The 18,171-nt window shown below is 39.5% G+C and carries 11 protein-coding genes and 1 tRNA gene; 2 read left to right on the top strand and 10 right to left on the bottom strand.

Translation table 11 applies throughout. The features are described 5' to 3' along the window. Nucleotides 1-620: 620 nt before the first annotated feature. The 10 genes from LVD47_RS01740 to LVD47_RS01695 all read right to left on the bottom strand — a co-directional run bounded on the left by LVD47_RS01740 (nucleotide 621) and on the right by LVD47_RS01695 (nucleotide 14,881). Nucleotides 621-694 (bottom strand) — tRNA-Cys (locus LVD47_RS01740). A gap of 142 nt (nucleotides 695-836) precedes the next feature. Next, nucleotides 837-2,120: a DEAD/DEAH box helicase gene (locus LVD47_RS01735; protein ID WP_236973794.1), complete on the bottom strand. Its 1,284-nt coding sequence runs from the start codon at nucleotides 2,118-2,120 to the stop codon at nucleotides 837-839. A 92-nt stretch (nucleotides 2,121-2,212) separates the two neighbouring features. Further along, complete coding sequence (gene rluF / locus LVD47_RS01730; protein ID WP_236973793.1) at nucleotides 2,213-3,025, bottom strand: 23S rRNA pseudouridine(2604) synthase RluF; 813 nt, start codon at nucleotides 3,023-3,025, stop codon at nucleotides 2,213-2,215. After that, nucleotides 2,995-3,666 (bottom strand): HD domain-containing protein, encoded by a 672-nt coding sequence (locus tag LVD47_RS01725; RefSeq protein WP_236973792.1) that lies wholly within the window; start codon nucleotides 3,664-3,666, stop codon nucleotides 2,995-2,997. The genes rluF and LVD47_RS01725 overlap by 31 nt, the downstream gene beginning before the upstream one ends. 28 nt (nucleotides 3,667-3,694) lie before the next feature. Further along, the gene (locus LVD47_RS01720; RefSeq protein ID WP_236973791.1) at nucleotides 3,695-4,093 is read right to left on the bottom strand and encodes an HIT family protein; all 399 of its coding nucleotides are present in this window, start codon (nucleotides 4,091-4,093) and stop codon (nucleotides 3,695-3,697) included. Between the two features lie 3 nt (nucleotides 4,094-4,096). Continuing rightward, nucleotides 4,097-4,573: a transcription elongation factor GreA gene (gene greA, locus LVD47_RS01715; protein WP_236973790.1), complete on the bottom strand. Its 477-nt coding sequence runs from the start codon at nucleotides 4,571-4,573 to the stop codon at nucleotides 4,097-4,099. Between the two features lie 343 nt (nucleotides 4,574-4,916). Then, nucleotides 4,917-5,966 carry a PorV/PorQ family protein gene (locus LVD47_RS01710; RefSeq protein WP_236973789.1) on the bottom strand — a complete coding sequence of 350 codons (1,050 nt, stop codon included), beginning with the start codon at nucleotides 5,964-5,966 and terminating at the stop codon, nucleotides 4,917-4,919. 10 nt (nucleotides 5,967-5,976) lie between these two features. Continuing rightward, on the bottom strand, nucleotides 5,977-9,921 hold the full coding sequence (locus LVD47_RS01705; protein WP_236973788.1) for a hypothetical protein: 3,945 nt from the start codon (nucleotides 9,919-9,921) through the stop codon (nucleotides 5,977-5,979). Between the two features lies 1 nt (nucleotide 9,922). Next, nucleotides 9,923-13,522 (bottom strand): carboxypeptidase regulatory-like domain-containing protein, encoded by a 3,600-nt coding sequence (locus LVD47_RS01700; RefSeq protein ID WP_236973787.1) that lies wholly within the window; start codon nucleotides 13,520-13,522, stop codon nucleotides 9,923-9,925. A 384-nt stretch (nucleotides 13,523-13,906) separates the two neighbouring features. Beyond that, nucleotides 13,907-14,881, bottom strand: coding sequence for an NAD(P)-dependent oxidoreductase (locus LVD47_RS01695; protein ID WP_236973786.1), 975 nt, complete (start codon nucleotides 14,879-14,881; stop codon nucleotides 13,907-13,909). A 119-nt stretch (nucleotides 14,882-15,000) separates the two neighbouring features. Between LVD47_RS01695 and LVD47_RS01690 the strand changes: the two genes are divergently transcribed. Together LVD47_RS01690 and LVD47_RS01685 are read left to right on the top strand one after the other, a co-directional pair. Further along, on the top strand, nucleotides 15,001-15,780 hold the full coding sequence (locus LVD47_RS01690) for a hypothetical protein (protein ID WP_236973785.1): 780 nt from the start codon (nucleotides 15,001-15,003) through the stop codon (nucleotides 15,778-15,780). 307 nt (nucleotides 15,781-16,087) lie between these two features. Further along, nucleotides 16,088-18,169 carry an alpha-L-fucosidase gene (locus LVD47_RS01685; protein WP_236973784.1) on the top strand — a complete coding sequence of 694 codons (2,082 nt, stop codon included), beginning with the start codon at nucleotides 16,088-16,090 and terminating at the stop codon, nucleotides 18,167-18,169. Nucleotides 18,170-18,171 lie beyond the last annotated feature (2 nt).

Here is an 18,171-nt window from a genome sequence, read left to right as displayed (position 1 = left end):
TCAGATATCATATAATTAATAGTAATAGGATGAGTAAGAAGTTAGTAATTGAAGCGTAAGTGTATAAAGTAAAAAATAAACCAGCCTAAATCAATCAAAAACTATTGTATTATCAGGTGCAAGTTGTCACGATTTCAACTAAATAGAAGTGTTGAGTACAGAAATGAATACAAACACTTAGCATTATTGAAAGAATATCAATACAGGAGAATAGACAATGACAAAGTAACATAACAGAGCTGTACAGTAACCAGGAGTAGGTAGGGGGGTGTTGATAATCACTGGACATTTCCAGTAGGAACCCCGCGCGTAAGCCTGCAAAAATGTTGTCAAAATTTTCAATAGGGGGAGTAATCAAATAGGGGGGGTATCGATCGTTTTATTGCGCTAAATCTTCATAAATAATTGATAATCAACAAAACCAATTTCAAAAATGGATTTTTAAAGTTTGCGAATTTGATGTAAAGTGCTCTCTTGAGCCTTGAGAGCAAACTTCTGATTAAAGTGTTTTTGCTAGAGGTTAGATATTTTATGACTGACAAAAAAACTCCCCGCATAGTGCCCGCATTGACAAAGCGGAAAACATAAAGTGTTGATAATTAATATTGTGTGGGAAAAAATGGAGGTCGCGGGCGGATTCGAACCGCCGTACAAGGTTTTGCAGACCTCTGCCTAGCCACTCGGCCACGCGACCATACTATCTATAAAACGGTCAATTTTACCGGAATTCACCCTATGGAGAAAACTATTAAATCAACCCTAGTTTTAGATGGAGTGCAAATATAAGATAATCTATTGAGTAAAACTAACTAAATATGGTAAAGTTCAAAGTGAACTTAATTTGTTCTTTGATTTTTTTGTCGGTTAGTACGCTGTTTATTTTTCCTGTGGAAGTTCCTTCTGGAATTATTGGATCTTTTTCTTGTGAAATTGTTTTCAGACCTGTTTTGATTATCATTATTTTCATTTTCTACAGCTTTACCATCATCCACATATGGGTGCTCTTCTACCACAGGAAGTTCCTGTTTGATAAGTTTTTGTATATCCTTCAAATAGGGTCTTTCGTCCGCTGCGCAAAAAGAAAATGCCGTTCCACTCGCCCCTGCTCGTCCGGTCCTTCCAATTCTGTGAACATAAGTTTCGGCTACATTTGGTAAATCGTAGTTAATTACATGTGATAATTCGTCTACATCAATTCCACGAGCTGCGATATCTGTGGCTACAAGAACTTTTGTTCTGCCGGTCTTGAAATTTTTGAGAGCCCGTTGCCTGGAATTTTGTGATTTGTTTCCATGAATGGCCTCTGCTTTGATACTAGCCCTATCCAATTTTTTCACAATTTTATTGGCTCCGTGCTTCGTTCTTGAAAAAACGAGGACTGTATCAGTATTATCTTTTTTCAGTAAATCTATTAAAAGCTTGATCTTATCTTTTTTATGGACAAAAAATAATTCTTGCTTTACTTTTTCTGCAGTTGTTTGTTCTGGATTGATAGTGATTTTTTCCGGGTTTCCAAGAATCCTTTTGGACAATTCCACGATCTCTTTGGACATAGTAGCAGAGAAGAATAAAGACTGCCTTTTGGCAGGAAGTTTGGCGATTATCTTCTTTATATCGTGAATAAAGCCCATATCCAGCATTTGATCAGCCTCATCAAGTACAAAATGTTCGATATCATCAAGGTTTATAAAACCCTGACCAATTAAATCAAGTAACCGCCCGGGTGTGGCAACTAAAATATCTATTCCTCTTCTCAGGGCATCAGTCTGTGATTTTTGCTTAACGCCTCCAAAAATTACTGTACTGTTCAAATTCGTAAACTTGGAATATGCCCTGATGTTTTCGACGATCTGTAGAGCTAGTTCTCTGGTAGGTGTAACGATCAAACATTTTATTTTTCTTTTCCCTTTGCTATTTTTTTCAGGACTGGATAATTGTTGAATAATAGGAATTGAAAAAGCAGCAGTCTTTCCTGTGCCGGTTTGGGCGCATCCTAACAAATCTTTCCCTTCCAAAAGTATAGGGATTGATCGTTCCTGAATTTCCGTAGGTGTAGAATAACCCTGAATTTCGAGTGCTTTTAGAATAGGAGTAGATATATGTAAGTCTTTGAATGTCATTGATTTTTAATTTATTGGGGGCGAAGGTAGCTGAAATGTTCGGATATATTGTGTTAATTAAGAGAAAAGAAGTATTACTGATAAGGTAATGCTTATCGTCTTCTTTTCTTTTTCATAGCTTTTGGAAGCTTAGATGCTTCTTCCGTTTTTGAAGAGTTTTTTATTAGTTTCTGCAATTGAGTAATCTCCTGAAGGGAAAACTCCCTCCATTCTCCGGGCTTCAATCCTTCGATCGTTATGTTCATAATCCGGATTCTCTGAAGGCGAAGTACCTTGTAACCCAGGTGTTTACACATCCTGCGAATTTGCCGGTTCAAGCCTTGAGTCAGGGTGATTTTAAATGTATTCTTGTCAATGGGTTCAACTTTGCACTTTTTTGTCACGGTCCCCAGTATTTGTACACCCTGGGACATATTTTTAATAAATTTCTGATTTACTTTTTTATCTACCGTTACGATATATTCTTTTTCGTGATTATTCCCGGCCCGGAGAATTTTATTGACTATGTCTCCGTCATTGGTCAAAAATATAAGCCCCTGGGAGGGTTTGTCCAATCTTCCTACAGGAAATAATCGTTGGGGGTGGTTGATGTAGTCAATGATATTTTTGGGTTCTTTGGAATCGGTAGTACATACAATTCCTACCGGCTTATTAAAAGCGATATAAAGTGTTTGAGTTTTTGACTTAATGGGTTGACCATCAATTTTTACGGTATCCCCATCAAATACCCTCATCCCCAGCTTAGCGTTGACATTGTTTATCGTTACCCTGTTTTCTTTAATAATTTTATCTGCTTCCCTGCGCGAGCACATTCCGGTACTACTTATATACTTATTGAGACTTACTGAATTTTGATTGGAAGCGTTCATGTTACTTATGTCTTTCTTGAAGGCTTCCCTGACCATTCCCTGTAAAATTGTTCTAAATATAATTCCATAAATCGGTGTCTTTCATCAGCTAAAAACTTTCCCGTTTTGGTATTCATTCTTTCCCGAAGAGTTAACAGTTTTTCATAAAAATGGTTGATAGTTGGTCCTTTATTCGATTTATATTCCTCCGGAGTCATATTTATTTTCGGTTGGATGCCGGGATTGTGTATTTCCCGGTTCTTGAAGCCACCGTAATTAAAAGCTCTTGCAATCCCAATGGCTCCAATGGCATCTAATCGATCTGCGTCCTGGACAATGTCCAGTTCTATCGAAGTAAATTTTCTTGGTAAATTACCTCCTTTAAAAGATATGTTTTCTACAATCTTTACAACGTGATCAATTACTGATGTCTCCACATCTTTTACCTGAAGGAATTGCCTGGTTTTTTCAGGGCCTATAGTATCATCGCCATTGTGAAATTTCGAATCGGCAATGTCGTGCAGCAAGGCACCTAATTCTACTACAAGTCGACAGCAGTTTTCTTGGTCCGCAATGTGTTTGGAGGTATTCCAAACTCTGAGAATATGCCACCAATCATGACCACCTTCGGCATTTTTAAGCTCGTTTTTGACGTAAATAATTGTGTCATTAATCAAAATGTCCTGTTGGTCTCTCAAATGATTCCTATTTAGTTCGGAGAATGTATTAAAATTTTACATTTTTTCCGATTTCAGCTGCAATTTCAGCGAGCTCCTCTTGTGTCATTTCCAATTTTGGTTTTCCAAAATCCATATCATATATCCCATCAATTGGAATCAGATGTATATGAGCATGGGGGACTTCAAGCCCTATTACAGTTACCCCAATCCTATTGCAGGGAATTACTTTCTTCATACCTTCTGCTACCTTTTTAGCGAAAATATTCAATGAGCCCAACAAGTCATCCGGTAGATCAAAGTAATAGTCTATTTCTCTTTTAGGTACGACCAAAGTATGTCCTTTGGAAATTGGATTTATGTCTAAGAAAGCAATGAAATTTTCATTCTCTGCTACGGTATGGGAAGGTATTTCTTTGTTGATAATTTTAGTAAAAATGGAACTCATATTTTATTTTATACTTATTTCCAATACTTCAAACTGTATAACACCTCCGGGGGTTTTAATTTCAGCAACTTCCCCAACTTTTTTACCGAGCAGTCCCTTGCCAATAGGTGAGTTGACAGAAATCTTTTTTGCCTTCAGATCTGCTTCAGATTCTCCAACCAATGTATATTCAATGCTCTTGTTGATTTTTATGTTTTTGAGTTTTACAGTTGTTAAAATGTTTACTTTGTCGGTGTCGATCTGGGAAGCATCCACGATTCTAGCATGTGCAATTTTCTTTTCCAGGTCATTTATTTTCATTTCTAAAATGCCCTGAGCATCTTTAGCTGCATCGTATTCAGCATTCTCTGAGAGGTCGCCTTTTTCGCGGGCTTCTGCAATAGCATCAGCTGCTTCTCTTCGTCCGCGGGTCTTTAGATCGTCTAGTTCCGCTTTAATCTTATCGTATCCTTCTTGTGTTAAATAAATATTATCTGCCATAATCGTATTTTTTATACAATGAACCTCTGTTCTTTTGTTTATAATAAACAAACTGAAAAAGGTGTGAAATTTTTAAATATTGTGTCAAATTGTTTTACGCTCTAGTTTACTATTACACCAAGCGAAGGAAATTACTCTCATAAATCGGATGTTTTGGGTAGTAACCAAGTTATAAACCCGACTACATTCGTCCAGTTTATCCAATCTATCATTTGCAAATACCTGGGTTATATTTCTAGAACAAAACTTCTAAAGTGAAATTGTTCTATAGGTTTGTTCTTATCGTTCATATATTCGATGAACAACACGCATTACCATATATAATGCAAAAATAATAAAATTATTATATGCTCAACCGCAAAGTAAGATTATGAGTTCCATTCCAGGGGTTTGTTGTACGGTATGCATAGTCAATTCCAAGCTTTTTCATGTCTTTTTCTCCAAAAGGAATATCCAGGCTGAGACCTGCACTCAATCCATCATAAACACTACCGGGTATATTTCCGTCTGCCGTCTGTCCTACTTCTATTTTATAACTTCCCCTGAGTGAAACTATGTCATTGAAACAGTATTCGATTCCGGCACCAATTTCATCTCTTGAAAAAGAATTTGAAGTAAAATTCCCAACAACAGACAATCTATTGACTGTATTTAGATAAAAGTCATAAGATAGACCAATATTCAAGAGGGATGGAATTTCGAAACTGGCAGCTCTTTGATTATAAGTGAGTTCATAGCTCGGACTTCCAGTAGGGTTGTCAGCTCTGGAAGATAATCCCTCTCCCCCAAAACGCATAGGAGTGCCTACATTTCTTACAGAAACACCAAACTTGAAATTGTCCTTTGGACCATTTACATATTGTACACCTGCATCCAGGGCAACTCCAATCGCACTTAAATCTGAAATGCTTTCGGAAATGATTCGCAAAGTAGCACCTACAGAAATTTTGTTTTCGTAGGTATACGCATATCCCAGGCCTATATTAAAAAAATTGGGTGAATAGGTAGCGCCTATTCCTTCCGGCTGGTCGTACGTAGTTATATCTATATCTCCGAAGTCCATAGCCATCAGTGTCAATCCTATTACGCTGTTTTCGCCTGTACGCTGCGCGAGACCCAGGGCATGCATGTTTAGATCAGTACCTACCAGGTATCTTGCAGAAGCCAAAGCTATATCTGTTTTGCGGACCCCTGATAATCCTGCAACATTGAGGCGCATGGATTCAATGCCCCGGATCATGGAAGTGGCGATGTTGTGCATACCAGCACTTTTAGCCCAGGGAATCAGTAATAGTTCCCGGGCTCCTGCTTCTCCCTGACGATCCGGATTCCCTCCGAAGGTGAGCAATGGCAAAAGTACCATTAGGATTAATTGTATTAATTTTCTTTTCATATAGGCATTTTTAAAGGCCACTAGGATCAAATTTTCTATTGACTCCAAACCACTTCAATGTCCTTTCCCCCAGCTCATATGCATTGATATGAATAAGGTACAATCCGCTGGCAATAGGAATCCCCTTGTTATTGGTGAGGTCCCATTCCAGATCTGGTGTAATCTGTTTATAGTTGGTTCCGGGGTTAATTCTGTCATTGTTGCTCAATGGCGATTCATCCCGTTTATATTGTCGAATAAATTTTCCATCCAGGCTATATATGGTGACCAGGCACCTTGGCGGTAAGTTGGTTATTTTGACAATATTAGTAAACTGAGAAGTTTCATATCCGGAGTAGGCAAAATAAGGATTGGGTACTACATTGATTTCCTGGAGTGTAGAATCAACCCCTTTTTCAGCCAAATCTTCAGACGCTACGTCCTGGAGCTGAAATTCGTATGCAGGGTGGCCGTTGTTTACACCGGTTCCTTCATTTACTGAATAAGGATTGGTGACCCGGAGTTGTATTTTGGCTTCGTTGGGTATAAGGCCCTCTGCATAAGACCGCAAGGTTCCGTTAGTATAGGGAATTCCCGCCCAAATAATTCGAGCCATGGCATTAAACTTTCTGGCAAAGATACTTCCAGGTGCTAGTCTGTCACGGAATATTTGACAACTATCATATTCCGTATCGGTTACATAAATATAGTGTTGTCCAAAAATTTTGAATAATGAAATGTCTCCCGGACTTTCCTCATAGACAAGTTGATCATCGGGGTTCCACATCATATCCCCCCCTATTTCTCCACCACTATTAAGTACATCTTCATTCGCTTCACTATAAACGGAGTTTTCACCGAAGAAGATATTCAGTCTTTTGCCCGTTTCTACGTCGATAGCATATCCCGGGAACCAACCCATACCTATACCATCCCCGTCCTCGTCCGGTATGCCATCTCCATTGCCGTCTTCCTTCCCGACAGATGGAGAGTTTCGAAGTTCTAGATTCGCCGAATTTCCGATGGTGTTGTACTGGCCGCCTAAAGAGGGCGAAAAATGGGCAGGTTGTGCCGTTTCAACAATTACACATCTTGACCATTTCGACTTATCCGAAGTGAAAACAATGTCTACGTTATTGAGATCTTCAAGAGAGGTGCGTTGACGGGAAAGGCTCATACCTCCTGATTGGTCAATCCATGCTGGTGAGAAGTAAATTTCTTCAGTCAACCGGTAATCCGATAGATAGAAAGGGACCCAACCATTGAATTCTGTACTAAAAATTTGATTAGGGTCCAAATCGTAATCTGGTTCGCTTATTGCCGTTTTTACAAAATTCAAGGTGGGATTTGCATCATCCTGTACAAAGCCAAGCCATTGATTATTTGCATTTTCAAAATTGATAGAAGATCCAATTACTCCACGATTTTCCTGGGAAAATTCTCCAACTTCTTCCACTTGTCCAAGGGTTACAGAGAACCCATATTTTCCAATTACTTGCTCATTTAGTGCTTCTATTGTCCGTTCGGAGGCAATTATTTCATCGGATGCATTAAGATTTTGTAATTCCCACCTGGCAGCGGTGTCCACTAAATTATCATTGGGATTTTCGTCTACAAACCGGAGGATAAATTCCCCGTTTTGTACTTCCAGAGGATTGTAAATATTTACCTCAATAGGAGCTTGTCCTTTTTCATACGTTATCCGTCCATTAAAGGTTCCATTAATAATAGCGTCCTCGGTTTCTTGGGTAATATTTAAATAGTTATTTCCGGTTCCCTGACCGTCAACCCGGGTGACCTGTACCCCTTCTCCATAGGTGGCAAAGGTCTGGGTATAAGATAATGGTCGGGGCAGGCCTGTATATACTTTTACATTCCGTCTTCCTTCCAGATATGGAGCGCGTTGGCCAGTAGCCGCCTTATAATCAAATTCTTCATAATTATTATAGCCATATGCTACGGCCATGAAGTAGTATTTTTTGTGATTGACAAGTGACCTGTCCCCGCTTGCAAATTGATCTTCCGTGACCCGGAAAGTATGTTTTATGCCATCGTTGTTGCCAATTACTTCCACTGTAGGCTCGAAAATGAGTTCACCGCTTGAAGTGGGATGAGGAATCGGATCCCAATTTACAACTTGTGTTACATCATTTTCAAGATCTGTTTGAAAGATCAACCTTGCTTTTTCTGCATTTTCTAATTCCGCCGCTGAGACATCTACTTCTGAAAGTTGATACACTTTATAACCTTCAAATTTGTATTTCTTTTCTTCTTCAGGAAGAGAAGTAGGAGCTTTCAAATCAATTTCTTCATATGCTTCGCGGTAATTATTGGATGCTATGTCGTTTGACAAAACAAGGACTAGCTCTCTATCCAGCTCTACAATATCTACATCCGGGGCATCCGGACCATCTGTTATGTCAAAACAATTGTCAAACAATGCCTGGGCAGTTTCATCAGCATAGATCAAGGGTTCAATACTGGGACAAGGGTAATCCGTAATGTCCGGGACCCAGACTACTCCAATTATTAATTCATTTACGGCTCCGGGGTCAAGCCGGAACGGGCCGGAAGCTTGAATAGTCCTTCGATCTCCAAAATTCAAATTGGCACTGCACATAGACCAGCCATCCGGATCATTAGGGGCATCTGTAAATGCGTAATCAATGGGATCTCCACCGATGTCATATGCATCTCCACCATAGGTAAATGGAGAGCCATCTTTCCAGGAGCCACTCATGTAGCGGTAATATTCCAGGGCAATTTCCGGATCTGTTTGGGCATCAGGCCACTCACCTACGCCCCCATTATTATAATAGGTAAATGAAGACATACCTATTTCTTCGTTGTTTTCATCTAATGGTCCGCGAAAATAATCAACCCCTAGCATAGGAACATCTTCACAGTATGTATTGACATCATTACATTCACAACCTGTAATCCCATCAACCTGGTCTTCATTATATACATACGCCAGACTTCTGGAAGTATCGGAACCAATGTAGTCATCCTGAGGACATCCCAAATCCGGGTCAACCCACATCGCAAAGAAAGTGCTGTCAATACTTTGTGTTGCCCGATTAATCAATTTGTATCTTTGGAAGGTCATGTTATTGATCTCGTCATTGGTAGCGTAGGCAAATGCCTGGACCTGAACTTCCATTTGAATTGGGTTTCCCTGGGTTTGGGTATGAATAGAACCGGCGTCATTATAAATCCAGAAAATCATCTCATCGGGATATTGGGGGACAGGACAGCCGCGAACTTCAATTATGGGATAATCCCCATCCAATGGGTCATAAGCAAAATCATTATTTGCATCAAAAAAGCCTGCTAGCCCCTGGGAAGTGTTGGGAAGATCAAAACCATGAATTCCACGGAAATGTGGATTACCCCTGGCCGGCCAGCCAAGGACGTCTTCGGGAATATCATTCACATCTAACTCTTCACCGCTTTCCTGAGCTACTTCAAAATCCTGAATAAATTGTCTTATATCGTCTCCATATACGCGAAAATGTTTGTCCCAGTTGGCACATACATCCCGCTCAACAGTTCCTGTTGAAGGATTTAGAGGTCCTGGCCAAAAATCGTTGGCATTCGAGTTCCTGAATTGTTGTGCAGCAAGTTTAAGATTCCCTACCGGGTCATACCCTCCAAGCCAGACTGCACCCGCATACAGGGCAGAAACTTCCGGTAGACCGGAGCCTGGTTCTACTTTAGGTACGATATATTTTCCATCGGACAAGTCCCACCAAACGTCACCTCCCCCTAATAATCTAGCCCGGACATTATTAATAGACATGTCGAGTTCAGATCGGGAAGGGGCACAATCAGCCCTAAAACTAAACTGAACTTCATTCTTTTCTTTCTTTTTGTCAGAGTCTTCTTTTAGCCAATCGGGGTGTATAGACCTCCCTGTAAAAGGTAAAATCAGAAATCCAAGAAAGATTAATATGGTATTGTTGTTTCTTTTCATCTTAAAAATCTATTCGACAACTAAAATATATACGACGCGGAGGATAAAACAAATTAGGATTTTGAACGAGCCAATTATACGCATCAATATAGGCATCTACATCGCGACCTTGTTCTATCACATTTTCCCCTGCATTTGAAATATTCCCCAGGCTGGCTTCTCCATCCTGTGATTCCAAAAATCCGCTGTCGTACGCCGAACCGGTTACGGGATAAACAGATCTTGGATTGGCCGTATTTAATAAATTTAATACTCTCAGGGATACATTGAGAAATAGTGGTCTTTCTTTATTGGTTGTCGGTAATGTAAAAGTTTTATCCACCCTTAGGTCCAATGTATATGTCCAGGGCTTTCGGGCACCGTTAAAGGAGCCTTCAAAGCCCGTACCTCCGAAAGGTGTAGCGCGAATCCGTTGGGTATAAGGTCTTCCAGAAACCAAAAAAGATTGCAAATTAATCCCTGCATTTTCAAAAATATCCACATCGAAAAGTCTTGGCCCATTATAGGCTCGTCCGCTTCCATACCTGTAATCCAATACCAGCTTTAGTGCATGTCTTTCATCTCTGTCCAATGGAGAAAGGGTCCTTATATTCCCTCGTGTAGTTAATCCTCCCTGGGAATTGGCATCAGAACCGGTTCCCTGGGCAATTTGCAATGTATAATTGGCTTGCATTGACAAGTTCTGTGTTTGTCTAAGGTGGTATTCCATAGAAAGGCCCTTTATGGTCGCGAAGTCCAGGTTCCCATATGTGGTGTACGTACTAATTGGAGAAGGAAGATATAGGTATGTTTGCTGCTGGATCATATCCCGAAGTTCTTTGTAAAAGGCATTTACCTTTAACGCAGACAAGGGCGATATTAATTGCTGGAACCCTACTTCATAATTAATAGTTTTTTCGGGCTTTAGGTTGGCATTGTTAATAGGGTTCCCTGCAGAATATTGACGGTCTTCAAAATAATACCATTCAAGTGGAGTGGTAAAAGTGTTGCTTGGTGGTCTTTGTACAAGTACATCGTAATTGGCGAAAAAATTGGATTTGTCTGATATTGGAAATGAAACTGCAAACCTGGGCATCCAACTCAAAGTAGGTTCGTACTCTTTAAAGGAGATATCAGGGTCGTAATTATCATTTTTAATATCATTGACATTTTCATCATAATATTTAGGGTAAACAATTTCTCCTCCGAAAATAACATTCCCGTCATTTGCTGGTGTTCCGTTGGCAAAGTACCATTGGTCTCCGTCTCGATACGCTTTTACAACATCAGAATTGGCACCATCTACATACACTTTGAAATCATCGCCAATCGTTGAAGGACGGTCCCCTTCAAAGCGGCTATAGAAATCTTCTGCATTCATTACTGGATAAAGAGAAAATGGGTCTCTCAAAACCTTGGTATTGGCGTCATAATAGTCAACTCTGAGCCCTAGCCGGAAAATGATGTCCTTATAAGAGAATTTATCCTGTATATATGCAGCCCCATAGATCGGCTCAAAAGCTGGATTTAAAAATGTACGATTGCCATTTTCATCCCTTCCGGTAAAAAAATCATTGAATGTATTACCATATACTTCTTCACCTGTGTAGTCATAACCAAAATAATTTACAATCCCGTTGTCGTTAAGTTCAAGGGGAGAAAATAAATCCAGAGATAAAAGGTCAGGATCTATTGCGTCAACATTTACATAGTCGTTAATTGGTGTACCTATCAATTCACGAACCGCCCTGTAAAATTTACCACCGGGTAAGTCAGTGATCAAACGGTCAAATTCTGGATAAACGCCGTTGGATACCCTCCCCTGGAATTCTCCGATAATAGAGGTAGTGTCTACACCAATAATATGCCGATTGGCCTGTTGGCGGGCTACGAGCCAGAGACCATAAGGAGCTACACCCCATCCTCTCGACTTCACTTTTTCATAATTCACTCCAATTTCAATAGCATGTCGACCCTTGTCAGATCCCCCGGGGAATAGGTCAAAGCTCAAACTGCCATTGAAGTTATACTTGTCGAGGTGACTCTTTGAATATGAATTATAAACAGATCCTACGTTATTGTAAAAATTCCATGGAGATGAAAAGTTGCCTGATAAAAAGCCATTATATGATACGTAATTGTTGAAATTTGTTTGATCGATATGATTGTTGAAATTCGCGAGTACCGGATTATATTCAGATGGTGTAAAGGGAGATTCCAGGATTTGCAAATAGCCAGCATGGGCCAAGCCTTCTGTAGCTCCGGAGTATTGGGATTCTCCTTCTACCGGGATCCAGCTAAAGTCAAAATTCCCCACATGCCCGTATCTGAATAAATTATCCCTGTGTCTTATATCTTCATTGAGGTCATTGGTTTGTTCGTAGCTGCCATTGACGACAAATGTAGCATTTCGTATGATACCACTCTTTTCTTTTTGATTGAGGAAACGGTGCCTGTAACGAAGGTTAGCCCGGTAAGAATCTGAATTACTTACAGGGTTATTTTCATTATTCAAAATAGCGTAACTGCGTGATGGACGAAATCGATCGTATCCATCTGTATAGTTTCCTGAAAGGGTGATGTCAATATTTTTGGTGATCCTGGCGTCCAATTTTCCTGTAAAATTGTAAGAATGGCTTTGATTATTGGAATTGGTCGATACAAAATTAACGTCATTGTCATGAAGGAATTCGGCATTGGAAAAGGGGATCCCATCTACAAACCGGATGGGGTCTTGTTCTATCTCACGTAGGACCTCGTCTTTCACCTCAATGCTCGGAAGTACACCAGGGCTATCATCCAGGTAACTCCTGAACCTTCCGGCAAGTCGAAAGCCCAAAATGGACTGCCCTTCATTGTTTTTCAATAAGGGGCCGCTGGTATTTAAATTAATTTCGTTGTACCCATAGGGATCAAGGTATTGAGAAGTTTCCAGCTCTGCACCTACGCGGAATATCTCCGAAGGCCCTTTTGTAGTAATGGAAATAATACCCCCCGTTACATCCCCGTACCTGGCTTCTACTCCACCTGTAATTACCTGAAGCTGGTCAATCTCTGATTGGGGAACCAGGCTGGAGCTTACTCGAATACCATCTACGTAATAATCAGTTGCATTCGTTCTTGATCCCCGCACGGCTACAGATTCTCCACTAAATGAGGATACACCTGCTGCGGAAGCCGCCAGGCTATTTACGCTTTTGTTTGGCAGGTTTCTTATTTGTTCGCCCGTGATAATCCCACCTGTAGTAGTGTTGTCTTGTTCGACGAGCGGCACCTTATATTCTACAATGACTACTTCATCAAGTACGGTTCCGGATGAAATCTCTATATCTACACGTGTATTTTTACCGGCCAAAAGAATGACCCCTTCGATTTTTTTTGGTTGATATCCTACGTAACTGGCGACCACATCGTATGTGCCCGGGTCAATATTGGAAATAGCATAATTGCCATTTTCATCGGTTTCCGTTCCCGTGACCAGAACATCATTTTTGTATAATGCAACGTTCCCGAAAATTATATTATCTCCATTCTGCTCGTCTTTTACGTTCCCTTCAATGGAAGTTTGCGCCATAATTTGTGCGGATACCAGAAGGCATATAATTGTAAAAAATCTTTTCATGTTTAATTACTATTTCAGACTGCAAATCAAAGATGCCTCAGCGGGAATATAATCTTCATGGATCTATCGAATAATACCATCAAATTTTAGACCATTCCCTGTTCGAGTATAAATATAAAATTTATTTAAAATTTACAGCTCTTTCGATAGCAGTAAGTTACTTAACTTACCGTGAATCTGATGGATCTTTGTTTCTTTCACTTGTTATTGTAAAAAGGCAATATCCTAAGATATCGTATTGCGGAAATGAGTGCCAGAAACGAAAATCTTACTAGATTTATGTCCTTAGTTTCACCCAAGGCAAAGATAATTCCTTGCTTTAGCTTCCAATTAAGCTTAAGGCGTCAGGTGGTGAAAGCTTTCCTTCTCTTCCTAAAACGCACATTAACGTAACGATTTACTTCCTTCAATATCTATTCCATAATGTGTTAAAATTTTATGGAGTAATATATCCGCCAGTTTAAATTTAGACTCTTTTGTCCATCCTGCTATATGCGGGCTTGTGAGGACACTGGGCATGGCAAATAAAGTCTGGTACATATTTTTTTCTTCAGGGGAATACGTTTCCGGTTTTTCATTTTCAAAAACATCCAGGCAGGCTCCTGCGACCTGTCCGGATAGAATAGCTTCCATCAAATCCGGAGTATCAATTACTCCGCCTCTGGAAGTATTTACGATAAGTACCCCTCTTTTGGTTTTATTAAATAGACTTTTATTGGCTAATTTTACCGTTTCAAAATTCAAGGGCAGGTGGAAGCTCAGAATATCTGCTTTTTTCAGGACTTCATCAAGCGAGGTACATTCATAAATATATGATGTCCCTGTGGCATACCCCTTTTTGTATTTATCGTATGCGTAAACCGAAACGCCGAAGCCCTCTAATTTTTGAGCCAGGGCTGAACCCGTATGTCCAAAACCAATGATGCCTAAATTTTTGCCAATGATCTCTGTTCCTCGATTTTCTTCCCTTCTCCAGATCATAGATTTGACTTCATTATTAGCCTGATACAAATTATTGTGCCACATTAATATCATCCCCATAGCGTGTTCTGCTACAGCATTACAATTCCCATTTGGTGAATTAAAAACGGAAATGTGTCTCCTATCAGTGGCGTTTTGATCTATAATTTCCATCCCACTTCCCAGCCGGGCAACAAATTCGAGGTTGGGTGCCCGGGTCAAAAAAGCTTCATCTACAATGATTTTGCTATTTATAACAATCCCATGGTACGGAGCAACAATTTCTCGAACCTGTTCCAGTGATAATTTAGGACGATAGTCTACTGTGAACCCTGCATTTTTCAATTGCTTGAGCAAAACCTGATGAACCCCATCCGTTATGAGTATTTTCTTTTTCATTTTGTAAATTTGCCGAGCAGTTACCCAAAAAGCGGTAAAACGGCTTCAATATTATAAAAACGCAAAAATACTGGGATAGTCGAAAATTTTATTAGATATATGAGCAAAATTAATTTTTGATGCAAGTTATTTGGAGGGACTTGTGGACTATTCGGTTCTTTTATTGGCTTGGCTTAGGTCGAAGTAAGCTTTTTCCTGTATTGGTATTACTTACGTTTTGTTGTCTATTTTTCTTATTTCCATCATGCGGTCCGGGAAGTACGAGTTCTCCACCAAAAAAGGGGACAATTAAAACTACTTTCCGATATTTGGAAAGTGAAGGACAGTTGAAAGGATATTTAAATTTTTATCAATTAACACAAAATGATTCTTTGGTACCAGATCCGAGATTATATCATTTTGAAATAGATGAAAAACTGGCTCGTTCGGGTCAGATGGATAATAGTTATTTTACATATTTCCTGGTAGACACTATCAATTCGAATGAATTTCAATTGAATATATTACCTGATAAAGCAACTGTCAGGTTGGGTATGCCCCGGACACCAAATATTGAGGTAGATAGTTTATTTCGTGACCGTCCATGGGTGATTAGCTGGAAAGCTACAGATTATAACATAAGAGATGACAAGGGGAAAGAAAAGTTCTTAATAACTGTGGTAATTTCAGATGTCAAAAATAATACGGTTCTTAAAAAGTCTTCAGTGGATGCCGGTGAATTGGTTTTTACACCTGAGGAATTAAGTGCATTACAGCCAGGAGTTGGTTTTTATTATATTATTTCTACTTTGAAAGAGAAGAAAGAAGCCGTAAGGGCCAATTTCACGAATGTAATGGAGACCTATTCCACTAATCATGAAGTGGAGATCTATGCCGGGGAAGTATTTGAGGATAATTAGATTGATTTTTCAATGAGTATAATGATCTTTTTAGTTTCGAATATAGAGGTATAATTATCTATGTGTGACCCAGGTATTATAATAGGGTTTGTCTTGAGTGGTTTTTTACTTTTTCCCAACTCAATATTCCTATTTTGAAAAGAAAATATCCTAAATGTCGGCAGCCGAAATTGATAGAATAAAAATCGAATAAAGGAATAGAGTATGGACGTCCATTTGCTTATACTATACTGTCGAAAATGGATGACTATCTGGTTGTTTTGATCAGAATAATATTATTTTCACCATAAAATTTGATTAACTCACTATGATTGGTTTAGTAAGAATTTTACTGGTTTTCTCATTAGTCTCTAATTTGAATACTTGTTTTTCACAACCCCCCTCACCTTATGGTGCTGTACCTTCGGAGCGCCAATTGGAATGGTATGAATTGGAGTTTTACATGTTTGTACATTTCAATATGAATACGTTTACCGATATGGAATGGGGGTTGGGAGGAGAGACCCCGGAGACTTTTGATCCTACGGATCTCGATTGCATGCAATGGGCAAAGATTGCGAAGGAGGCGGGAATGAAAGGAATCATAATTACGGCAAAACATCACGATGGATTTTGCCTGTGGCCCTCGAAATATACAGAACATTCTGTGAAGAACAGTCCCTGGAAGAATGGTCAGGGAGATGTCATACGCGAATTACGAGAAGCATGCGACTTTTATGGGTTGGAAATGGGGATTTATTATTCGCCCTGGGATCGCAATCATGCTGATTATGGAACTGATCAATACATTTCCTATTTTCATAAGCAACTTACAGAATTACTTACCGGATACGGAGATATCTTTGAAGTTTGGTTTGACGGTGCCAATGGCGGTGATGGATATTATGGCGGGGCGAATGAAATGAGGAAAGTTGATCGTAAGACTTATTATAATTGGCCGGAGATATGGAATTTGGTAAGGGAGTTGCAGCCTGGAGCTACCATATTTAGTGATGCCGGGCCTGATGTGAGATGGATAGGGAATGAAAGCGGGTTTGCAGGAGAAACGAATTGGGCTACACTGAACAGGGATGAAGCTTGGCCGGGATGGCCCAGGTACAAAGAATTGACTAGTGGTCATAAGCAAGGAACGCACTGGGTGCCCGGCGAAGTAGATGTGTCAATCCGACCGGGTTGGTATTATCATGAATCTGAAGACCATAAAGTCAGGAGCTTACCCAACTTACTGGATATTTACTATAATTCTTTGGGAAGAAATGCCTCTTTTTTACTCAATATACCGATAGACCGGACAGGGCAGGTACATGAAAAGGATTCAATGCAGCTGATGGCTTTGGCTAATCAACTGAAAAAGGATTTTGCCGATGATTTGATGAAAGAAGCTGAAGTAAAAGCTTCTACACATAGGCTAAATAATTCTGTGTTTTCCGCTGAAAATGTAAAAGATGATGATCCTGAAACGTATTGGTCAACGGATGATTTTACTCGAAGTGGTAAATTAATAATTGATTTCGGCGAAAAAATTTATTTCAATAGGTTGTTAATTCAGGAGTACATTCCATTAGGTCAAAGAGTGGATTCCTTTACTGTAGAAGTTCTTTCTGAAAGTGGAGATTGGGAAACAGTTGCCGAAGAGACAACCATAGGATATAAAAGAATACTGCGTTTAGAAGATAGGTGGACCCGGAAAGTTCGGTTGAATATAGTGTCATCACTGGCTTCACCTGCAATTAGTAAGATTAGTATATACAATGCTCCAAAGGTATTGAGTCCTCCGATTGTACGAAGGGACGAATTGGATAATGTGATGATTTATTCTGCTGATAAGAGTGTAGAAGTCTATTTTACTGTTGATGGAAGCATACCGGATAAAAATGCGTCACGGTATGAGGGCGCTTTTAAACATGAAAATAAAGGCATAATAAAGGCAGTAGTGATTGATCCTTTGACCCGTATGAAAAGCCCGGTGACTGCGGTAATTATGGGTATTTCTAAGTCCAATTGGCAACCGATTGGTAATGTAGAAAATATAGAAACATGGAAAAATATGATCGATGGGAATCCGGCCACGAAAGGGAAAACAGAAAAAGGAATGCCTTTAGTGATTGATTTGGGAAAGGAGTATAAATTAACGGGTGTAAAGTATTTGCCAGACCAGGGGCGGTATGCTTCCGGGATCGCATCTCATTACAAAATATTGGTAAGTAAAGATGGGAAAAAATGGAAAGAGGTAAGTAACGGAGAGTTTTCTAATATTAAAAATAATCCCATTGAACAAGAAGTGAATTTTAATAGTTCAAAGGCCAGGTTTTTAAAATTTGAGGCCACCAAAACGATAGGTGATAAGAAGGAATTTATAATTGCGGAAATAGATGTTGTTGCAAAATAATT

The sequence above is a fragment of the Membranihabitans maritimus genome (assembly GCF_021729145.1).
GTDB lineage: Bacteria > Bacteroidota > Bacteroidia > Chitinophagales > Saprospiraceae > Membranihabitans > Membranihabitans maritimus.
The sequence above is the reverse complement of the archived record's forward strand: the minus strand, read 5'-3'. Positions and strand labels throughout refer to the sequence as shown.